17 protein-coding genes are annotated in these 18,389 nt (G+C 60.0%); 12 read left to right on the forward strand and 5 right to left on the reverse strand.

The features are described 5' to 3' along the window. Positions 1-145 precede the first annotated feature (145 nt). The gene (locus DT594_RS17855; protein WP_149334410.1) at positions 146-487 is read left to right on the forward strand and encodes a Rieske (2Fe-2S) protein; all 342 of its coding nucleotides are present in this window, start codon (positions 146-148) and stop codon (positions 485-487) included. On the opposite strand, the gene sfsA is transcribed toward DT594_RS17855, so the two are convergent. Both sfsA and DT594_RS17865 read right to left on the reverse strand, forming a co-directional pair. Then, on the reverse strand, positions 459-1,190 hold the full coding sequence (sfsA, locus tag DT594_RS17860) for a DNA/RNA nuclease SfsA (protein WP_425460587.1): 732 nt from the start codon (positions 1,188-1,190) through the stop codon (positions 459-461). The genes DT594_RS17855 and sfsA overlap by 29 nt on opposite strands. Beyond that, on the reverse strand, positions 1,184-2,362 hold the full coding sequence (locus DT594_RS17865; RefSeq protein WP_149334412.1) for a pyridoxal phosphate-dependent aminotransferase: 1,179 nt from the start codon (positions 2,360-2,362) through the stop codon (positions 1,184-1,186). The genes sfsA and DT594_RS17865 overlap by 7 nt, the downstream gene beginning before the upstream one ends. Before the next feature lie 230 nt (positions 2,363-2,592). Between DT594_RS17865 and dksA the strand changes: the two genes are divergently transcribed. The 11 genes from dksA (at position 2,593) to DT594_RS17920 (ending at position 16,775) form a co-directional block, all read left to right on the forward strand. Beyond that, positions 2,593-3,036 (forward strand): RNA polymerase-binding protein DksA, encoded by a 444-nt coding sequence (dksA, locus tag DT594_RS17870; RefSeq protein WP_096347915.1) that lies wholly within the window; start codon positions 2,593-2,595, stop codon positions 3,034-3,036. A 122-nt stretch (positions 3,037-3,158) separates the two neighbouring features. Further along, positions 3,159-4,094: a tRNA glutamyl-Q(34) synthetase GluQRS gene (gene gluQRS, locus DT594_RS17875; protein ID WP_149334414.1), complete on the forward strand. Its 936-nt coding sequence runs from the start codon at positions 3,159-3,161 to the stop codon at positions 4,092-4,094. 138 nt (positions 4,095-4,232) lie between these two features. Further along, positions 4,233-4,409, forward strand: a complete 177-nt coding sequence (locus DT594_RS17880; protein WP_022964510.1) for a hypothetical protein — start codon at positions 4,233-4,235, stop codon at positions 4,407-4,409. After that, complete coding sequence (locus DT594_RS17885; protein WP_149334416.1) at positions 4,393-7,344, forward strand: sensor histidine kinase; 2,952 nt, start codon at positions 4,393-4,395, stop codon at positions 7,342-7,344. The genes DT594_RS17880 and DT594_RS17885 overlap by 17 nt, the downstream gene beginning before the upstream one ends. 35 nt (positions 7,345-7,379) lie before the next feature. Further along, on the forward strand, positions 7,380-8,813 hold the full coding sequence (locus DT594_RS17890; RefSeq protein WP_149334418.1) for a sigma-54-dependent transcriptional regulator: 1,434 nt from the start codon (positions 7,380-7,382) through the stop codon (positions 8,811-8,813). Positions 8,814-9,697: 884 nt separating this feature from the next. After that, entirely contained in the window at positions 9,698-11,080 is a 1,383-nt protein-coding gene (locus DT594_RS17895; RefSeq protein ID WP_149334420.1) for a polynucleotide adenylyltransferase PcnB, read from the forward strand. Continuing rightward, a complete protein-coding gene (gene folK / locus DT594_RS17900) occupies positions 11,077-11,580 on the forward strand; it encodes a 2-amino-4-hydroxy-6-hydroxymethyldihydropteridine diphosphokinase (RefSeq protein ID WP_149334421.1) in 504 nt (167 codons plus the stop codon). The genes DT594_RS17895 and folK overlap by 4 nt, the downstream gene beginning before the upstream one ends. A gap of 175 nt (positions 11,581-11,755) precedes the next feature. Next, the gene (gene panB, locus DT594_RS17905; RefSeq protein ID WP_149334423.1) at positions 11,756-12,550 is read left to right on the forward strand and encodes a 3-methyl-2-oxobutanoate hydroxymethyltransferase; all 795 of its coding nucleotides are present in this window, start codon (positions 11,756-11,758) and stop codon (positions 12,548-12,550) included. Between the two features lie 4 nt (positions 12,551-12,554). Next, positions 12,555-13,406 (forward strand): pantoate--beta-alanine ligase, encoded by an 852-nt coding sequence (panC, locus tag DT594_RS17910; protein WP_149334425.1) that lies wholly within the window; start codon positions 12,555-12,557, stop codon positions 13,404-13,406. A gap of 177 nt (positions 13,407-13,583) precedes the next feature. Further along, on the forward strand, positions 13,584-15,524 hold the full coding sequence (acs, locus tag DT594_RS17915; protein ID WP_149334427.1) for an acetate--CoA ligase: 1,941 nt from the start codon (positions 13,584-13,586) through the stop codon (positions 15,522-15,524). Between the two features lie 69 nt (positions 15,525-15,593). Then, positions 15,594-16,775 (forward strand): acetyl-CoA C-acetyltransferase, encoded by a 1,182-nt coding sequence (locus tag DT594_RS17920; protein ID WP_149334429.1) that lies wholly within the window; start codon positions 15,594-15,596, stop codon positions 16,773-16,775. A 25-nt stretch (positions 16,776-16,800) separates the two neighbouring features. Here the strand turns inward: DT594_RS17920 and DT594_RS17925 are convergent, their stop codons facing one another. The 3 genes from DT594_RS17925 to DT594_RS17935 are packed head-to-tail and all read right to left on the reverse strand — an operon-like array spanning position 16,801 to position 18,367. Beyond that, positions 16,801-17,244, reverse strand: coding sequence for a lysozyme inhibitor LprI family protein (locus DT594_RS17925; protein ID WP_178091579.1), 444 nt, complete (start codon positions 17,242-17,244; stop codon positions 16,801-16,803). Positions 17,245-17,266: 22 nt separating this feature from the next. Next, positions 17,267-17,686, reverse strand: coding sequence for a DUF2784 domain-containing protein (locus DT594_RS17930; protein WP_149334433.1), 420 nt, complete (start codon positions 17,684-17,686; stop codon positions 17,267-17,269). 3 nt (positions 17,687-17,689) lie between these two features. Further along, positions 17,690-18,367 carry an MOSC domain-containing protein gene (locus DT594_RS17935; protein ID WP_149334435.1) on the reverse strand — a complete coding sequence of 226 codons (678 nt, stop codon included), beginning with the start codon at positions 18,365-18,367 and terminating at the stop codon, positions 17,690-17,692. Positions 18,368-18,389: the final 22 nt, after the last annotated feature.

Raw genomic sequence — 18,389 nt, forward strand, 5'->3', positions numbered from 1 at the left:
CCTTTGAGCCTGCAAAATCTGCGCTGATTGTCGGCTTAGACGCGGGACCAATGCCAGCCTCCGTTAATGGAAAGTCACAATCGGCGCCTAAGCCTGTGCCCGAGCAAAGCTGGCATCCCTCGCCCAGTGTGGCGATAATCAGCCCATGACCCAGCCAATCGACGACTTCTTACCGCAACCCCTGTGCCGTCTGGATGAACTGGCCGATCCCGGCAGCAAGGGCCTGATGCACCAGGGCCAGGCCCTTTTTGCCGTACGCCAGGGCGACCAGGTAACCGTGTTCGAAAACCGCTGCCCGCACCGCGGCATCCCGCTGGAATGGGTGCAGGACCAGTTTCTCGATAGCTCGGAAAGGCTCATCCAGTGTGCCACCCATGGTGCCCTGTTTCTGCCGGAAAATGGCGAATGTGTAGCCGGGCCGTGCGCAGGGGCTTACCTCACTGCGCGGCCTTGCCATATTAGCAACGGTCAGCTCTGGCTGGACTGAGGTTTACCGGCAGTTGCCCCAGCACCTGAAGGCCGGCAGGCGTAGGCTTGATCGACCAGGCGATGATCTCCACGCCCGCCGCTGCCGCCTCACGCAGACAAGCCCCATACACCGGATCAATCTCGTCCGCCGGCCGCACGTGAGTGATAGCCGAATGCATCACACAGAACAGCAGGCAGGCTCGTCGACCACTGGCCACCACCTCGATCAGCTCCAGCAAATGTTTTTGCCCACGCAAACTGACCGCGTCGGGAAAGGCGCCCAGACCATCGCCCAGCGCCAGCGTCACACTCTTGACCTCGACAACACACTCACCGGGTTCGCTGAGCAGAAAATCGAAGCGGCTAAGCCCTTCCGGCAATTTGACCTCCGGGCGCTGCACGGCAAATCCGGCCAGCGGTGGAATCAGACCGGCTTTCAATGCCGCAGCCATCACTCGGTTGGCCCGAGCGCTGTGGATGCAGGCCAGTTGGCCGGGAGCGACCTCGACCAACTCCCAGGTACCCGGCAGTTTGCGCCCCGGTTTGTTCTGTATATCAACCCAGACACGGCTGCCCGGCTGCGCACAATTTTTCATCGAGCCGGTATTCGGACAGTGCAGTACCAGCTCGCGGCCATCGTCCAGCAGGATATCCGCGAGAAAGCGCTTGTAGCGGCGAATCAATATCCCCGGCAGCAGCGGTGCTTCAAAAGGAATCAGCATCCAGGCCACTGCTTGAGCCCGCGCGCGAGACGATCCAGCGCCTGGCCCAAGCGCTCGACCGAGGCGGTATAAGCGAAGCGCATATGCTGGTTGGAGCGGTAATGCCCGAAATCCAGCCCTGGGGTTACTGCCAGATATTCGGATTCGATCAGATGCTGGCAGAGCGCATCGCTCTCCCCGCCCAATTGCTGCATATCCGCGTAAAGGTAAAAGGCGCCCTGCGGCGTCACCGGAATCTGAAAGCCCAGATCACGCAGGCCTGGCAACAGAAAATCACGCCGCGCCTGAAAAGCCTCGCGGCGTGACTCGCAAATCGCCAGGGTCTCCTCCGTGAATGCGGCCAGGGCAGCTTGCTGGGCCATATGCGGCGCGCAGATGTAAAGATTCTGTGCCAGCTTCTCCAGCTCGGGCACCGCCGCTTCAGGCGCTACCAGCCAGCCAAGACGCCATCCGGTCATGCCGAAGTACTTGGAGAAGCTGTTGAGCACAAAGGCATCTGGTGCAACTTCAAGCACCGAGCTGGCCTGACAGCCGTAGGTCAGGCCGTGATAGATCTCATCCACTACCAGGTGCCCCCCTAGCCGCCGGGTGGTGTCAGCCACTGCCTTCAGTTCGGCAGCGCTGAGCATGGTGCCAGTCGGATTTGCCGGGGACGCCGCCAGCACGGCGGCGCACTGCGCCGACCAGTGCGCTTCGATCAGTTCCGGAGTCAATTGATAAGCGGTGTCCGGGCCGGTCGGCACCAATCGGGCGCGGGCTTCAACCAGTCGCAGAAAGTGGCGATTACATGGATAGGACGGATCGGCCATCAGCACTTCCTGGCCAGCCTCGACCAGCAAGGCGCTGATCAACAGCAGTGCGGCGGAGCCGCCGGGGGTGATCACCACTCGTTCGGGGTTGAGGTCAACGCCATAGCGCGACTTGTAGAGACCAGCGATAGCTTCGCGCAAGGCTGGTAGCCCGAGCGCTGAAGTATATCCCGTACAACCATCCCCCAAGGCGGCCTGGCCAGCGCGAACGATCGGCAGCGGAGTGGAAAAATCCGGCTCGCCGATCTCCATATGGATCACGTCACGCCCGGCGGCTTCCAGCGCCTTGGCGCGCGCCAGCACCGCCATGACATGAAAGGGCTGAATATCGCGACTACGGCCTGCCCACTGTGGCTGACGCATGCTGTTCTCCGCAAAAGCCCGAATCATACCTTCTCGGTCCAGTTCAAGCAGCCTGTTTGCGCCCCATTTAACGGGGCTTGCCAAACATCTGCTCACCTTCTGGCGGCAAACAGTAGCGCGCTTGATCATGTTCTGGTAGTTTTGCCCGCTTGCACGCCAGTGGCTGCACCCTCAGGTCATCTAGACGTAGGCCTGACACAGGACGATCGAGCTAAAAGTGAGGGGTTCTCATGCCCAGCAATGCCAAAGAAAAAAGTTCTATGTTGATTCGCGGGTTTGCGCCCTACAAGGAAAAGAAAGGCGAAGAATATATGAGCGAGCAACAGCTTGCGCATTTCGCCTCGATCCTCAACGGCTGGAAAAAAGAGCTGATGGAGGAAGTGGATCGCACCGTGCATCACATGCAGGATGAAGCCGCCAACTTCCCCGACCCGGCCGACCGCGCCAGTCAGGAAGAAGAGTTCAGCCTCGAGTTGCGCGCACGTGATCGTGAACGCAAGCTGATCAAGAAAATCGATCAGACACTGCAGCGTATCGAGGAAGACGATTACGGCTTCTGCGATTCATGCGGCGTGGAAATCGGCATTCGCCGTCTGGAAGCGCGCCCTACTGCAACCCTGTGCATCGACTGCAAGACGCTTGCAGAGATCAAGGAAAAGCAGGTAGGTAGCTGATCCGTTCTTCGCTACAACCGGCCCTCGCCCGCTTCGGGTAGCAGGCCGGTTGCAGTGATAGACGCCAGGACCCTTTCCGGTCTGGCTCGCTCACCGTATCCCCAGCCAAGGCTGATCTAGCCATGCCGGCAACCTCTCCAGCCTACTCTCAAGACGCTGCTCTACCTTATATCGGACGTTTTGCACCCACCCCGAGCGGCTATCTGCATTTCGGTTCATTGTTGGCTGCGCTGGCCAGCTATCTGGATGCACATCATCGCCAGGGTACCTGGCTGGTCCGGATGGAGGATCTCGACCTGCCGCGCAACAAACGCGGCGCCGCAGAGCATATTCTCGCCACGCTGGCAGCCTTCGGCATGCACCCGCAGGGCGAAGTGTGGGTGCAAAGTGAGCGCCAGCTGCTGTACCAACAACAGATTCAAGCGCTGATCGATCAAGGCCATGCGTATTACTGCGACTGCTCACGTAGTGATCTGTCGCCTTACCAGGGCATCTATCCCGGCACCTGCCGTGACCGCAACCTGCCACCCGCCAAGGATCATGCGGTGCGTATACGCACTGATAACTCTGTTGATGGGCACTACAGCTTCATCGACCGCCTGCAAGGCCACTACAGCCAGCACCTACCTAGCGAACTCGGTGATTTCGTCATCCGCCGGCGCGACGGCATAGTGGCTTATCAGTTGGCCGTGGTCATGGATGATATCGCCCAGGGCGTCACTGACGTGGTACGCGGTGCCGACCTGCTCGACTCCACGCCGCGCCAGCTGCACCTCTACGCACTGCTTGGCGTACGCCCGCCACGCTATTTGCATACACCATTGGTGGTTCGCCAGCAGGGTGAAAAGCTCAGCAAGCGACTCGGTTCCAAACCGCTGGACCCGGCGCTCGCCAGTGTCACGCTGTACAAGGCGCTGGCCGCATTGTATCAAGCGCCGCCGGCCGAGCTGCACGGTGCACCCCCCGCCGAGCAACTGGCATGGGGCGCCGCGCACTGGGATCCTTCGCGCCTGCCTGTCACGCGCGAGATTCTTCAGGATCAACTGCCCGCTGTCTGACCGAAGCCACTGCTGGCCCTTGGCAAGCCTTCAGCGGCTGATTAACCTAGTGCATTATTCGCCGGCACAAGGCACCATGTCCGGCGCGCGCCAGCACTGAATTGCAGCGCACATACTGCCCCGACACGACGGAAGCCCATGTACATCTACCGCCTGGTACTGCTGTTGGTGATTGGCATCTACCTGTTCTCCCCAGCCATCATGGACTGGTGGATCGAACCACAGGGTGCCTGGTACCGTCCCTACGTCCTCTGGCTGATTCTGATCATTGCCGGCATTCTTCTACAGAGTCCCAAAGATGCCGACGAGCTTTGACCTAAGCCATTTACTGCTGATCAGCATCCTCTACCTGATGACGCTGTTCGGCGTCGCCTGGGTAACCGAGCGGGGTTTACTGCCACGGGCACTGATGAGCCACCCGGCGGTTTACACCCTGTCGCTTGGCGTTTACGCCAGCGCCTGGGCGTTCTACGGCACCGTCGGCCTGGCCTATCAGTACGGCTATGGCTTTCTGACCTATTACCTGGGCGTTTGCGGCGCCTTCTTGCTGGCCCCGGTACTGCTCAGCCCGATTTTGCGCATTACCCGCACCTATCAGCTCTCGTCACTCGCCGACCTGTTTGCTTTCCGCTTTCGCAGCACCCTGGCCGGGACCCTGACGACGATATTCATGTTGATCGGCGTTCTGCCACTGCTGGCGCTGCAGATCCAGGCGGTGGCCGATTCGGTACAGATCCTGACGCAGGAGTCCGGTCAGAACTCCGTGGCGTTGGGCTTCTGCGTGCTGATTACCCTGTTTGCCATCCTGTTCGGCGCTCGGCACATCTCCACCCGGGAAAAACATGAAGGCCTGGTGATCGCGATTGCTTTTGAGTCGCTGGTCAAACTGATCGCCATCGGCGCAGTTGGCCTCTACGCACTCTATGGCGTCTTCGGTGGCCCGGCCGGGCTGGAAACCTGGTTGACCAACAACCAGCAAGCGCTGACCACCTTGCATACACCTTTGCAGGAAGGCCCTTGGCGGACCTTGCTGCTGGTGTTTTTTGCCGCGGCGATCGTTATGCCGCACATATATCACATGGCTTTTACCGAGAATATCAATCCGCGCTCAATGGCCGTGGCCAGTTGGGGGCTGCCGCTGTTTCTGCTGCTGATCAGCCTGGCGGTCCCGCCGATTCTCTGGGCTGGCTTGCACCTTAACGTACCGACCAATCCCGAATATTTCACCCTCGGGCTGGGCATGGCCGCAGGCGCCGACTGGCTCACCTTGCTGGCGTTTATCGGCGGGCTGTCTGCCGCCAGCGGCCTGATAATCGTGGTCACCCTGGCGCTGTCCGGCATGGTCCTCAACCATCTGGTACTGCCGGTGTACCAACCCAGTGCCGACAACAACATCTATCGCTGGCTACTCTGGACCCGGCGCACGCTGATCGCCGCCATCATCATGGCCAGCTATGGTTTCTACCGTCTGCTGGGTGCCGAGCAGGATCTGGCCAATCTGGGTATCGCTTCCTTCGTCGCAACGGTGCAGTTTCTGCCCGGAGCGCTGTCGGTACTCTACTGGCCACAGGCGAATCGCCGCGGCTTTATTGGCGGCCTGATCGCCGGCATGCTGGTCTGGTGCCTGACCTTGCTGCTGCCTCTGGTTACCGAGCTGACCGGCGTCCAGCTGTTCGGGCAAGCGCTCAGCTTCAACGCCGATACCTGGCACCTGGCGGCGATCGCTTCACTGGCGGCAAACATCTTTGTGTTTACCACAGTGTCGCTGTTTACCCAGCGCTCCAGTGAAGAGCGCAGTGCCGCCGAGGCCTGCTCGGTAGATAACGTCAGCCGCCCGCAACGGATGGAGCTGTTGGCCAATTCCCCTCAGGAGTTCGCTCAACAGTTAGCCAAACCGCTGGGTAACAAAACCGCTCAGCAGGAGGTCGAGCAAGCGCTGCGCGACCTGCAATTGCCCTTTGATGAGCGAAGGCCTTACGCATTGCGGCGCCTGCGCGATCGGCTGGAAGCCAATCTGTCCGGGCTAATGGGTCCGGCGGTAGCCCAGGACATCATCGAAACCTTCCTGCCGTTCAAACTCGCGCGCGAGGGTTACGTTACTGAAGACATTCACTTTATCGAAAACCGCCTTGAGGACTACCACTCGCGGCTGACCGGCCTGGCGGCTGAACTGGACGCGTTGCGCCGCTACCACCGACAAACCTTGCAAGACTTGCCCATGGGCGTGTGTTCGCTGGCCAAGGACAACGAGGTCCTGATGTGGAACCGCGCCATGCAAGCGCTGACCGGGATCGACGCCGAAACGGTGATCGGCTCGCGCCTGAGCAATCTGCCCGAGCCCTGGAATGAACTGCTCGAACGCTTTGTCGCCGATCAATCCGCGCACCTGCACAAACAGAAATTGCTGGTCAACGGTCACACCCAATGGCTCAACCTGCACAAGGCGGCGATCGACGAACCAGGCAATAACGCCTCCAGTGGGTTGGTGCTGTTGATCGAGGACCAGACCGAAACGCGCATGCTCGAGGATGAGCTGATGCACTCCGAGCGCCTGGCTTCCATTGGTCGGCTGGCTGCCGGTGTGGCGCACGAGATCGGCAACCCGGTAACCGGGATCGCCTGCCTGGCGCAGAATCTGCGAGAGGAGTCTGATCAACCGGAAGCGCGGGAAATGGCTGAACAGGTGATCGAACAGACCCACCGCATCTCGCGTATTGTGCAGTCGCTGGTCAACTTTGCGCATGTCGGCAGCCGCCACAACAATGCCAATGATGAAGTCGACCTGGCGGCCTGCACCAACGAGGCGATACACCTGCTATCACTCAACCGGCAGGGCCCGGAAGTGATCTATGTTAACCTGTGTCATCCGGACCACGTTGCCGCCGGTGACAGCCAACGGCTGGTACAGGTGTTAATCAACCTGCTTGGCAACGCGCGGGACGCCAGCAGCAACGGTGATCGCATCACCGTCTCTACCCAACAGAACGAGCATCAGGTCCTGCTACTGGTCGAGGATCAAGGCAGTGGCATAGACAAAGCCATCATGGATCGACTATTCGAGCCCTTCTTCACTACCAAGCAACCAGGGACAGGAACAGGGCTCGGATTGGCACTGGTTTACTCGATTATCGAAGAGCACTATGGGCAGATCACCGTGGACAGTCCGGCAGATCCAACTCTCAAGCGTGGCACCCGCTTTACCGTAACGCTGCCGCGCTACAGCGTATTGAGCACCGGTGCGAGTGCCTGACCCCTGGGTTCAGGCCTGCACCGCACGAGGTAACTATGTCGCATATCCTGGTAGTTGAAGACGAAGCCATTATTCGCTCCGCCCTGCGCCGCCTGTTAGAGCGTCACCAGTATCAAGTCAGCGAAGCTGGCTCCGTAGGCGAAGCCGTTGAGCGCTACGACCTGAACAGTTTTGACCTGATCGTCAGCGACCTGCGCCTGCCCGGCGAGCCCGGCACGGAAATGATCCGTAAAGCGCCGGACACACCAGTGCTGATCATGACCAGCTATGCCAGCCTGCGCTCGGCGGTGGACTCGATGAAGCTCGGCGCGGTGGACTATATCGCCAAGCCCTTCGATCACGAGGAAATGCTCCAGGCCGTCGCACGCATCATCAACGACAGTCAGGCGCGGCGGACTCAAGCGCCGAGCATAGGCAACCCGGCTAGCAACGACAGCAGCAAAGAGCCTGCCCAAGTCGCCACCGGCAGTGGCCATTCGATGGGCATCATCGGCTCCTGTGCGCCCATGCAAACGCTATTCAAGCGCATCAATAAAGTAGCGCCCACCGATTCCACCGTGCTGATTCAAGGCGAGTCCGGCACCGGCAAGGAACTGGTGGCGCGGGCGCTGCACGAGAACTCGCGTCGCGCCAAGGCGCCAATGATTTCGGTCAACTGCGCCGCCATCCCGGAAACGCTGATTGAATCCGAGCTCTTCGGGCATGAAAAAGGCGCCTTTACCGGCGCCACTGCAGGCCGCACCGGGCTGGTAGAAGCGGCCAATGGCGGCACGCTGTTCCTCGATGAAATCGGCGAACTGCCCCTCGAGGCTCAGGCCCGGCTGTTGCGCGTATTGCAGGAAGGTGAAATTCGCCGGGTCGGCTCGGTGCAATCGCACAAGGTTAACGTACGCCTGGTTGCAGCCACGCACCGCGACCTGAAGACCCTGGCACGCCAGGGCCTGTTTCGCGAAGATTTATTCTACCGGCTCAATGTCATAGAACTGCGTCTGCCGCCGCTGCGCGAACGCGGCGAAGATGTCATGTTGATTGCCCAAGCCCTGCTCAAGCGCGCGGGCGACAAGATGAACCAGCAAGGTATGCACTTCACCGAAGCGGCCATGCACGCGATTCGCCTGCATACCTGGCCAGGCAACGTGCGCGAGCTGGAAAACGCAGTTGAGCGCGCGGCAATACTCTGCGACGAAGACGCCATCACACCCGACCTGCTGGGTATAGAGCTGGATCTGGAGCACGAACGCGCCTCCCAGGCCGCCAACGCCCTGGAAACCATGCAGCACACCGACAGTGTCAGCCATGAACCCACCGAAGACTTGTCACTGGAAGACTACTTCCAGCATTTCGTGCTCGAGCACCAGGAGCACATGACCGAGACCGAGCTGGCCAACAAGCTCGGCATCAGTCGCAAATGCCTTTGGGAGCGCCGCCAACGGCTGGGCATTCCACGCAAGAAAACCGCCAATTCCTGATGCCGCAGAGCGGCATCAAAAGCGCGCAGTAGACGCAGTGCTGGCAATAAATCGGAGAATGTTACCTGTTACCCCCCATCCGCCCCGCGCAACTGTTACCGCAAATGCCAACCCCGTAACACTTCAGCGGGTTGATAGGTAACGAATCCTCTCGCAGGCAGCGATAGAGAAATCGCACAAAATCATCAAGTCCTTGTTTTACAACACATTCCAAATGTTGGCACGGCAAATGCTTTATATCTGGCATAACAACAATAAAAACCAAGCAAACATAATAAAAATAAAATCTGACTACACACACAATAAAAATAAAACGTGCGAGTCGTAGCAAACTGATTTTTTTGGAGAATGTGTCTCCCCCTCTGCGAACAGGAAGTTCGATTGGACAGAGAACAATAAAAGTTGCCTGAGCAACCAGACAGTCCAATGCCAATGATAGGCCTGAGCAGGATAATAAGCTTCCAAAGCAATCCGTTTGTTTTTGGATAACCCGGGAGGGTTGGTCACAGGGCGACACTGTCGCCTCTGCCTAACAAAAACAAATGCTCGTAATAATAAAAATAAAAAATCTATTAGGGGGAGTGATCTACTCCCCTTGAGCTTTATTTTGTTTTGCCCTCGGTTTTCTTTCGTACTTCCCTGCAGCCCCCCAACCAAGCATCCCTGACGATAGTCCGCTGCCGATCTCGCACGCTGATATTCGCTTATAATTCAATTTCCGCGCCAATCAGGCTAGAATGCCCTTCATTCAAGTCAGGCAATCGGCTGCCATAGGCACAAACGCTGCTTCCAGCGATATGCTCTTCAGTGATTTTTCCCTGACATTAATGCTACTTTCAGCGCAACAACCTGCGACTGGATAAGCCGGTGGAAAGCCTGACCCTATGATTCGCAAGCTGTTGAAAAAACTCCCTACCCCCTTCGGCCGCGCGGCCCACAGGCGCACCACGCCTTCGGTTATTCCCGCCAGCCAACATAATCTGCGCCGAGAGCGCATCAGCAAAAATGCTGTGAACGTGGTCGAACGCCTGCAGCAGGCGGGCTACCAGGCCTTCGTCGTGGGTGGCTGTGTGCGCGACTCGCTACTGGATATGACGCCGAAGGACTTCGACGTGGCTACCAGTGCTACGCCGGAGCAGGTACGCGCTACCTTCCGCAACGCGCGGTTGATCGGCCGTCGCTTCAAGCTGGTTCACGTGCACTTCGGGCGCGAAATTATCGAGGTGGCCACCTTCCGCGCCAGCCACGCTGATGACGCCGAAACCGGTCTGGCCCAGGGTGATGAAAAATCCCGCCAAAGCGAATCCGGGCGCCTGCTGCGCGACAACGTCTACGGCAGCTTCGAGGACGACGCCCAGCGCCGCGACTTCACCATCAATGCCCTGTATTACGACGTCAGTAGCGGGCATATCCACGACTACGCCAATGGCATGCATGACATCCGTGAGCGGCAAATTCGCTTGATCGGCGATCCGCAACAACGCTATCAGGAAGACCCTGTGCGCATGCTGCGTGCCGTGCGCTTCGCCGCCAAGCTGGATTTCGAGATAGAGCAGCACTCCGCCGCACCGATACCGGACATGGCCGATCTGCTGTTCGATATCCCCGCCGCAAGGCTGTTCGATGAATCGCTGAAGCTGTTAATGAGCGGCCAGGGGGTTAAAACCTTCGACCTGTTGCACTATTACTACCTGTTCGAGCCGCTGTTCCCGGCCACAGAGGAAGCCATCGAGCAGAACCCCGACTATAGCCTGGCGCTTATTCGTCAGGCGTTGGCCAATACCGATGATCGCATCCGTGAGGGCCGACCGGTCACCCCCGCGTTTTTGTTTGCCGCATTGCTGTGGCCGGCTCTAGCGCCACGAATCAAGGCCCTGGAAGATCAGGGCGTGCCGACCATACCTGCCCAACAGCAGGCAGCGCAGGATCTGATTACAGAGCAATGTCAGCACATCGCCATTCCCAAGCGTTTCAGTGTGCCTCTGCGCGAGATATGGGATATGCAGCCGCGCCTGGAAAGACGCAGCGGACGGCGCGCCGATCAGTTGCTTGAGCATCCACGCTTTCGTGCCGCGTACGATTTCCTGCTACTACGCGAAAGTGCGGGCGAAGATACCGAAGGCCTGGGCCGCTGGTGGACGCGCTACCAGGAAGTCGGTGAAGACCAGCGACGCAAGATGATCGCCGAACTGGGTGACAAGGCCACCGGCCCCAAGCGCTCGCGCAACAAGCGCAAACGCAAGCCCCGGACTGCCGCCGACTCATGAGCGTGCGATGCTACATCGGCCTGGGCAGCAATCAAGCTGAGCCAGCCGAGCAGATCCGGCGTGCCTGCGCTGCCCTCGCGGCGTTGCCGCACACCCGGCTTTCAGCCTGCTCCAGGCTGTACAGCAGCGCGCCTATGGGCCCACAGGACCAACCAGCCTATATCAATGCCGTCGCGCTGCTGACGACCGATCTGCCAGCCCTGGCGCTACTTGACGAGCTGCAGCGCATCGAGCTGGAGCAAGGCCGGCAACGCAAGGCTGAACGCTGGGGGCCGCGCACTCTGGATCTGGATATATTGCTGTATGGCGACCAGCAGATCCGCGTGGAGCGGCTGGAAGTCCCGCATTACCATATGCATGCTCGTGCCTTTGTACTCTACCCTCTGGCGGAACTGGAACCGGACCTGATTCTCCCCGATGGCAGCGCATTGCAGACCTGGCTGGCAAATTGCCCTGCCGAAGGCTTGCAACCCCTTGCCGACCAGCGCGCACAAGGGTAAAAGATGACTCGCAACCCGACACCAGGGCATCAGGACTATACTCACCACCAGGTGGATGGAACCCTGAGCCGCATCAGTGAGCTGATCAGCGCCCCGATAGATTCGCGCTGTGACGCAATCCGGCCGCACCCTACATTCACGACGCCTCGAAGAGGCCGCACTAGTGGAATCTGCCATGCCTGACGTAACCCTGACAACGCTGAACAAGCTCAAGCAGAACGGCGAAAAAATCACCTGTCTGACCGCCTACGATGCCACCTTCGCAAAACTGGTCAATGAAGCCGGAGTGGAAGTCATACTGGTTGGCGACTCACTGGGCATGGTGCTGCAGGGGCATGACAGCACCCTGCCGGTCAGCGTGGAAGATATGGCTTACCACACCCGGGCGGTAAAGCGCGGGAACAGCAGCGCCTTTATCATGGCCGACCTGCCCTTCATGTCCTATGCCACCGTTGAGCAGGCGCTGCGCAGCGGCGCTGCCCTGATGCAGGCTGGCGCACATATGGTCAAACTTGAAGGCGCTGGCTGGCTGGCTGAAACCATTCGTACCCTGGCCAATAATGGCGTGCCCGTCTGCGCGCACATGGGCCTCACGCCACAGGCGGTCAATCTGCTCGGCGGTTACAAGGTTCAAGGCCGGCTGGACGCCCAGGCCCAGGCCATGCTGGATGATGCCAAGGCCCTGGAAGCCGCCGGTGCCAGCATGCTGTTGCTGGAGTGCGTGCCCAGCACCCTGGCCAACGCGATCACCCAAGCGGTATCCGTGCCGGTCATCGGCATTGGCGCTGGCAGTGGGACCGACGGCCAGGTGCTGGTCATTCATGACATGCTCGGCCTGACTCGCGGCCACCGGCAGCCCCGTTTCGTGAAAAATTTCATGCTGGATCAGCAGGATGTTCCAGCCGCCCTGCGCGCCTATGTCGATGCCGTCAAGCGTGTAGAGTTTCCCGCAGCCGAAAACGAGTTCTGAACAGATGAACACCCTGCACAGCATTGCGCAATTGCGCGCAGCCCTGAGTCGTGCCCGCCAGGATGGCAAGCGCATTGGTCTGGTGCCCACCATGGGCAACCTGCATGCCGGCCATATCACCCTGGTGGAGAAGGCCCGGCAGCGTACCGATTTCGTGGTGGTGAGCATTTTCGTCAACCCGTTGCAGTTTGCCGCCGGTGAAGATCTGGAGAGCTACCCGCGCACGCTGGAAGCCGACCAGCGCAAGTTGCTCGATGCAGGTGCGCATCTGGTGTTCGCACCCAACGTCAAGGAAATGTACCCCCGCGGCATGGACGGGCATACCCGGATCAGCGTCCCGGTCGTCTCCGAAGGCCTGTGCGGCGCCAGCCGTCCTGGGCATTTCGAAGGGGTAGCCACCGTGGTCAGCAAACTGCTGAATATCGTCCAGCCAGATCTGGCGGTGTTCGGTCAGAAGGACTTTCAACAGTTGGCCGTGATCCGCAAGATGGCTCAGGACCTGTGCCTGCCGGTGCAGATCATGGGCGAGCCGACAGTGCGCGCTGAAGACGGTCTGGCGCTGTCCTCACGCAACGGTTATCTGAGCGAAGCCGAACGGCAACTGGCACCGCAGCTGTATAAAACCCTGCAATCGATCGCCAGTGAAATCCAGAGCGGCCAGCGCGATTACCCCGCGCTGATCGAGCGCGCCCGCCAACAGCTGGAAACCCACGGCCTGCGCGCCGACTACCTGGACCTGCGCGACGCCATCAGCCTGGAACCGGTTAACGCCCAGACCACCGACATGGTTGTCCTTGCGGCGGCGTATGTGGGCAAGACGCGCCTGATCGACAATCTGCATTTCGAATTGAAGTAGCGCTCCCCCCTCTCCAGCCCCCCTTGCGCTACCACCGCCGTGCGTTGAAGAACGCCCGGTTGGCAGGCGCTTGCGCGCCTATCAGACCAAAGAAGGGTTGAATTGCCCGGCATATTGATCGACGCTTGATGCAGACATATTCAGGCCATGCCGACAAAAACAAGAGGACCCTTTCCCATGTACAAGATCGAAAACCATAAGGTATCAGACGCCGCGCGCGTCGATTCACACCTCGATGAAGCGGGATACCACAAGCTTTATAAGCAATCGATCGAAGAGCCCGACACCTTCTGGGCCGAGCAGGCTGAACGTTTCCTGACTTGGGACAAACCCTGGAGCAAGGTGCACGAGAGCGATATGAGCAAGGGCGAAGCGGCCTGGTTTATTGACGGCAAGCTGAATGTCAGCGTCAACTGCATCGACCGCCATCTCGACAAGCGCGGCGATCAGACCGCGATCATCTGGGAAGGTGACGAGCCCAGCGATTCCAAGAACATCAGCTATCGTGAGCTGCACGAACATGTTTGCCGCCTGGCCAATGTGCTGCGCGCCCGCGGCGTGAAGAAAGGCGACCGCGTCTGTCTGTACATGCCAATGATTCCCGAAGCGGCCTATGCGATGCTCGCCTGTTCACGCATCGGCGCTGTGCATTCCGTGGTTTTTGGCGGCTTCTCGCCTGACGCGCTGCGTGACCGTATCAATGACTCGGATTGCCAAGCGGTGATCACCGCTGACGAAGGCGTACGCGGCGGTAAGCGTGTACCGCTCAAACAGAACGTCGAGAAGGCGCTGAAAGAGTGCCCCAACGTGCATACCGTGGTCACCGTCAAACGCACCGGCGGCGACGTGGAATGGCATGAACATCGTGATATCTGGTATCACGAGGCCTGCGCCGCGGTGAGCACTGATTGCCCGCCCGAGGCCATGGACAGTGAAGACCCATTGTTCATTCTGTATACCTCCGGCTCGACCGGCAAGCCCAAGGGCGTGTTGCACACCACTGGCGGCTATCTGCTCGGCTCGGCCATGACCCATCACTATGTGTTCGACTATCACGACGGCGAAGTTTACTGGTGTACCGCCGATGTCGGCTGGATTACCGGTCACTCCTATATCGTTTATGGTCCGCTGTGTAACGGCGCCACCACACTGATGTTTGAAGGTGTGCCGACCTACCCCGACGCCTCCCGCTGCTGGGATATCGTCGACAAGCACAAGGTCAACATCTTCTACACCGCGCCGACTGCGATCCGCGCGCTGATGGCCCAGGGCAACGAGCTGGTGACCAAAACGTCGCGCGCCAGCCTGCGCTTGCTCGGCAGCGTCGGCGAGCCGATCAACCCGGAAGCCTGGGAATGGTATTACCACGTAGTGGGTGAAATGCGTTGCCCTATCGTCGATACCTGGTGGCAGACCGAAACCGGCGCAATCATGATCACACCTTTACCCGGCGCTACCGATCTCAAGCCGGGCTCGGCCACCCGCCCGTTCTTTGGCGTGGAGCCGGCCCTGGTAGACCCCGAGGGCAACGAGCTGGAAGGCGTGGCCAGCGGTAACCTGATCATCAAGCGTTCCTGGCCGAGCCAGATCCGCACCGTGTACGGCGATCATCAACGCCTGATCGATACCTACTTCAGCGCCTACAAGGGTGTGTATTTCACTGGCGACGGCGCGCGGCGTGATGAGGACGGTTACTACTGGATCACCGGCCGGGTCGACGACGTGCTGAACGTCTCCGGTCACCGCATAGGCACTGCCGAAGTGGAAAGCGCTCTGGTGCTGCACGATTCCGTGGCGGAAGCCGCTGTGGTGGGTTGCCCGCACGACATCAAGGGCCAGTGCATTTACGCCTACGTGATGCCAATGCGCGGCATTACCCCGAGCGATGAACTGGTCAAAGAGCTCAAGGCGTTCGTCGCCGAACAGGTCGGCTCCTTCGCCAAGCCTGATTTCGTGCAGTGGACGCCGGGCCTGCCGAAGACCCGTTCAGGCAAGATCATGCGCCGGGTTTTGCGCAAGATCGCTTGCGATGAACTGGACACCCTCGGCGATACCTCGACACTCGCTGACCCAGCGGTAGTCGACGAGCTGGTGGCAAACCGATTGAATCGCGCCTGAGACAACTTGTTCTGACCTGACGAGCCCTCTATGCTGTTTCCTTTTGGGAACTGCACAGAGGGTTTTTTCATGCATGACGTAGTGATCGTTGCCGCCACCCGCACCGCCATCGGCAGTTTCGCCGGGCAGTTCGCCAACGTGCCCGCCCACGAACTGGGCGCCACGGTTATCCGCGCTTTGCTGGAAAAGACCGGGATCGACCCCGCCAGCGTAGATGAAGTCATCCTCGGCCAGGTGCTGACGGCCGGCTGCGGTCAGAACCCCGCACGCCAGGCAGCCATCCACGGTGGCCTGCCCTTTTCCGTTCCAGCTCTGAATCTGAACAAAGTCTGCGGCTCCGGGCTCAAGGCCTTGCATCTCGGTGCCCAGGCAATTCGCTGTGGCGATGCCGAGATCATCATCGCCGGTGGTCAGGAGTCCATGAGTCTGTCTCCACACCTGCTGCCCACGTCACGCAAAGGGCAGCGCATGGGCCACGGCACGCTGATCGACAGCATGATCCACGACGGTCTCTGGGATGCGTTCAACGATTACCATATGGGTATCACGGCCGAGAATCTGGTGGATAAATATCAGATCAGCCGCGAAGAGCAGGACGCCTTCTCCGCTGCGTCCCAGCAGAAAGCCGTTGCCGCCCAGGAAGCCGGTTATTTCGACGCCGAGATCACCCCGGTCAATGTCGCCCAGCGCAAGGGCGACGCCCTGCTGGTCGACAAGGACGAGCAACCGCGCGCCGGCACCACTACAGAAACCCTTAGCCGGCTGCGCAGTGCGTTCAAAAAGGATGGCAGTGTCACCGCCGGCAATGCTTCCGGCCTGAATGACGGTGCGGCAGCGGTGCTGTTGATGAGCGCAGAGAAGGCCAAAGAACTGGGCCTGCCGGTCTTGGCAAAAATCGCGGCGTATGCCAATGCGGGCGTAGACCCGGCGATCATGGGCATAGCACCGGTGTCTGCGACCCAGCGCTGTTTGACCAAAGCCGGCTGGCGGATCGACGACCTGGACCTGATCGAAGCCAACGAAGCCTTTGCCGCCCAGGCGCTGGCGGTGGGCAAGGAACTGAAGTGGGATGCTGACAAGGTCAACGTCAACGGCGGCGCTATTGCGCTGGGCCACCCCATTGGCGCCTCAGGCTGCCGGGTACTGGTGACCCTGCTGCACGAAATGCTCCGCCGCGATGCGAAGAAAGGTCTGGCCACATTGTGTATCGGCGGCGGCCAGGGCGTCGCCTTGGCCCTAGAGCGCGACTAAGGGCATTGAAAGTCCATCCCCTGTGCTACTCGGCAGCCTCAACGGCCGGCTCGGGCAGCACCGGGGTGCTGTTATCCATAGAGGTCAGATAGACCTGCCAGACGTCATGCGTGCGCTGGCGGGTCTGTTGCAGCATGCACTGGTTATGCATCAGCCCCCGAATACTGCCCTCGCGCCATAAGCTATAGACCGCAGCGCAGTGCTCCTGGCGGAACTGGCCCCAGCTCTGCTGCGCGCTCTGCAGGGCAGTCAGCGCCTCCGAGTCCTGCGCATAACGTTGCCGCGCTGCACTCAGATAGTCTTCCAGTTGCTGTTCCGCCTGCTGCACCTCGGCCTGGGCGCACTGATTGATTTCCAACGTCCTGATCGCCTCGGCGCAATCAACCTTCACCGCCTCCGGCGCCGCGCACGCGGCCAGTGGCAGGCAGGCCAGCGTTAACCAGGCCGGTAGATGTCGTAATTGGTTCACAATCCTTCCCCCCATAGTCCATTCAACGCTCGGCTGAAACCGAACGCCGCCAACGTGGCGGGAACACCCACCAACTCCCCACCACCAAGAGAGCAAAAACACTGTAGGCCAGGATAAAGACCCAGTCCGGTGCGTCGTAATACAATAATTGCTGGAACCAGTACTGGATAAAGCTGCCGGCGTAAACCGCCGTTCCTGCCTGACTGCGCAGCCACATCTCCAGGGTCGTCAGCGGGCAGATAATGCCCAACCAGGCCTGGGCTACCACCACGCCGATAGTCGCCAGATGCGCCAGCCTGAACCAGACATTATTGACCCAGCGCCAATGGCGCAAGTTGCCGACGAGCACCAGCACCAGACCTAACACCACAAACGCCACCAGGCACAAATGCAGGGTCAACACCGCATTTGCCAGCCAATGGTAGAGCGTCTCGGTGACCATGTTTCAGAGACCGGGCAACTGTCCGGTGGCGGCCTCGGCGTCCGGCAATCGCTTCTCCAGGGCTTCGCGCAGGATGATCGCTATCGGCGCGGCCAGCGTGCGGCGGAGGAAATCGGCGTTAGGCGTCTTAGCGTGCCAATAGCGGAAAATCTCGTCGACCGTGGGATGATCAACCGGCACCCGCGCAACTTCCAGGCTGTCGCCGACACTCAACGGCCCAGCGTGCAGCACCCGAACATAGGCACCGCCGCGGCAAGCCTTGATGAACTGTTTGACGAAGGCCGGGTTGCCCACCCGAGCGGCCATCACCGCACAGGGTACCCGCGGCGCCGTCACTTCCATCAGCAGCTCGCCGATCTGCAGACGATCACCAACACGCACCTCGGACCACCAGTGGCTGATGGTCAGATTCTCGCCAAAAAAGCCGGGATCGATTTCGCGCTGCAGCTGCTCCGCCCACCAGTCGATGTCCTCCTGGCTATACAGGTAAACCGCCTGATCCGGGCCGCCATGGAAACGTCTGTTGATGATCTCATCGCCAGGCAGCCCATTGGCATCAATCAGGACCGGCCCCGCCAGAGGCTCCTTGAACAGTCCGGTTTGCTGCGATTTCGCGCCGACAGCGATGCTGCGCCGCCGTGCGGCGTTGATGGACAGTATCCGGGGTGGTGAACTGAGCATGAAAATTACCTGCGCGGCGGCA

This window comes from Halopseudomonas laoshanensis, from assembly GCF_008365385.1.
Classification (GTDB): Bacteria; Pseudomonadota; Gammaproteobacteria; order Pseudomonadales; family Pseudomonadaceae; genus Halopseudomonas; species Halopseudomonas laoshanensis.

Excerpts from the sequence above, each read along its gene's own strand:
- DT594_RS17855 (WP_149334410.1), top strand. The coding sequence starts at position 146 with ATGACCCAGCCAATCGACGACTTCTTACCGCAACCCCTGTGCCGTCTG.
- sfsA (WP_425460587.1), bottom strand. The coding sequence starts at position 1,190 with ATGCTGATTCCTTTTGAAGCACCGCTGCTGCCGGGGATATTGATTCGC.
- DT594_RS17865 (WP_149334412.1), bottom strand. The coding sequence starts at position 2,362 with ATGCGTCAGCCACAGTGGGCAGGCCGTAGTCGCGATATTCAGCCCTTT.
- dksA (WP_096347915.1), top strand. The coding sequence starts at position 2,593 with ATGCCCAGCAATGCCAAAGAAAAAAGTTCTATGTTGATTCGCGGGTTT.
- gluQRS (WP_149334414.1), top strand. The coding sequence starts at position 3,159 with ATGCCGGCAACCTCTCCAGCCTACTCTCAAGACGCTGCTCTACCTTAT.
- DT594_RS17880 (WP_022964510.1), top strand. The coding sequence starts at position 4,233 with ATGTACATCTACCGCCTGGTACTGCTGTTGGTGATTGGCATCTACCTG.
- DT594_RS17885 (WP_149334416.1), top strand. The coding sequence starts at position 4,393 with ATGCCGACGAGCTTTGACCTAAGCCATTTACTGCTGATCAGCATCCTC.
- DT594_RS17890 (WP_149334418.1), top strand. The coding sequence starts at position 7,380 with ATGTCGCATATCCTGGTAGTTGAAGACGAAGCCATTATTCGCTCCGCC.
- DT594_RS17895 (WP_149334420.1), top strand. The coding sequence starts at position 9,698 with ATGATTCGCAAGCTGTTGAAAAAACTCCCTACCCCCTTCGGCCGCGCG.
- folK (WP_149334421.1), top strand. The coding sequence starts at position 11,077 with ATGAGCGTGCGATGCTACATCGGCCTGGGCAGCAATCAAGCTGAGCCA.
- panB (WP_149334423.1), top strand. The coding sequence starts at position 11,756 with ATGCCTGACGTAACCCTGACAACGCTGAACAAGCTCAAGCAGAACGGC.
- panC (WP_149334425.1), top strand. The coding sequence starts at position 12,555 with ATGAACACCCTGCACAGCATTGCGCAATTGCGCGCAGCCCTGAGTCGT.
- acs (WP_149334427.1), top strand. The coding sequence starts at position 13,584 with ATGTACAAGATCGAAAACCATAAGGTATCAGACGCCGCGCGCGTCGAT.
- DT594_RS17920 (WP_149334429.1), top strand. The coding sequence starts at position 15,594 with ATGCATGACGTAGTGATCGTTGCCGCCACCCGCACCGCCATCGGCAGT.
- DT594_RS17930 (WP_149334433.1), bottom strand. The coding sequence starts at position 17,686 with ATGGTCACCGAGACGCTCTACCATTGGCTGGCAAATGCGGTGTTGACC.
- DT594_RS17935 (WP_149334435.1), bottom strand. The coding sequence starts at position 18,367 with ATGCTCAGTTCACCACCCCGGATACTGTCCATCAACGCCGCACGGCGG.